1 protein-coding gene is annotated in these 1,194 nt (G+C 46.4%); it reads right to left on the bottom strand.

Annotated features, from left to right (window positions below; all coding sequences use genetic code 11):
- Positions 1-997 precede the first annotated feature (997 nt).
- On the bottom strand, positions 998-1,194 hold a 197-nt coding region (locus Q0257_RS12855; protein WP_298025413.1), incomplete at its 5' end, for a hypothetical protein.

Raw genomic sequence — 1,194 nt, 5'->3', positions numbered from 1 at the left:
TAAATTTTGCGCCCGCCCGCGGTTTTACAACCTTGCTTCGGGCGAATTTTATGAGTGTTCGCAGTCACGCGGATGCGTCCAAGGCGTCGCGCGCTTTAAATTTTAATTTAGCCTAGGTGCGCGAATTCGATGCTTTAAACTCTAAAATCAATAAATTTTGCCCGCGCCTGCGCGTCTTTTACGTCCCAAAAGCGATAAATTTAGCGTGCCCGTACCGCCGCCGCAGATACGCTAGACGCGAGGGTTTTCTGCATTCGCCGCTTAGAATTTTGAGATTTGATTTTAGCTTGAACATGGTCAGTACGTGCCCGTGCCGCAAATTTTAAAATGGAGCTTTATAAAATTTTGCGGCGCCGACCAAAAATAAAATTTTATAAATTTTTATCGCAAAACACAGCGCGATCGGAGCAAAATTAATGCAAACCCACTCTTACCATAGTGGCGTACGGCGACCGCATATGCACTAAATTTAGCGATAAGCAAATCCGCGATCTTAGTAATACAAAATTTGCGCAGACACGGCCCGCTCCTCATCAAAGCGTCATCGGAAGGCTGGCAGGCTTTGCGAGCGAGCGGAGTAATGCGCCGCCGCCATTTTTGCAAGAAGCGCGATTTTGCAATTGAGCAGCCCTTCTTACCTCAAAATGAACATATCGCGGGCTAAAATTTAAACGGAATTTCATAGGGCGGATCGCTACTTTTAAATTTACGTTGCAAATTCCATAGACTGCGAATACAGCGGTTAAATTTTAAAATTCTGTCTGTCTTAATCATGCCTTGAGGTTATGTATTGTGAAGGTCCGCGAGCCGCCTGATTGGAAAATTAGTTTTAAATCGCGCCTTGCGTATATAACGCGCGGCAAAATAAATTTTTGCGCCGTAAAATTTCACGCCGCTATGTCATCGCCGAGCCGCCCGCTGTCTTAACTCTCATCCGATCACTTCGTATCTTCAAACGCGCTAGAATTTCGGCAAAGCTCCGCTTTAATGTAAAATTTTATCTGCTTACCCGTGGTCTATGGTGGATGAAATTTTGCCGCCCGTCGCAAGCTGCGTATAGTATTTGCTTGCCGCTCATGCACGTCATAGCCCTTATCCTCTTGCCGCAAGCCGCCGCTTTACCAACGTCCATCGTTGTAGGCTCTCGCCTGCTTCTTCGCGTATATCTTTTATGCCTTGTAAGCTGCGCGTCAC

Origin of the sequence: uncultured Campylobacter sp. (assembly GCF_938018035.1) — a bacterium.
GTDB lineage: Bacteria > Campylobacterota > Campylobacteria > Campylobacterales > Campylobacteraceae > Campylobacter_B.
The sequence above is the reverse complement of the archived record's forward strand: the minus strand, read 5'-3'. Positions and strand labels throughout refer to the sequence as shown.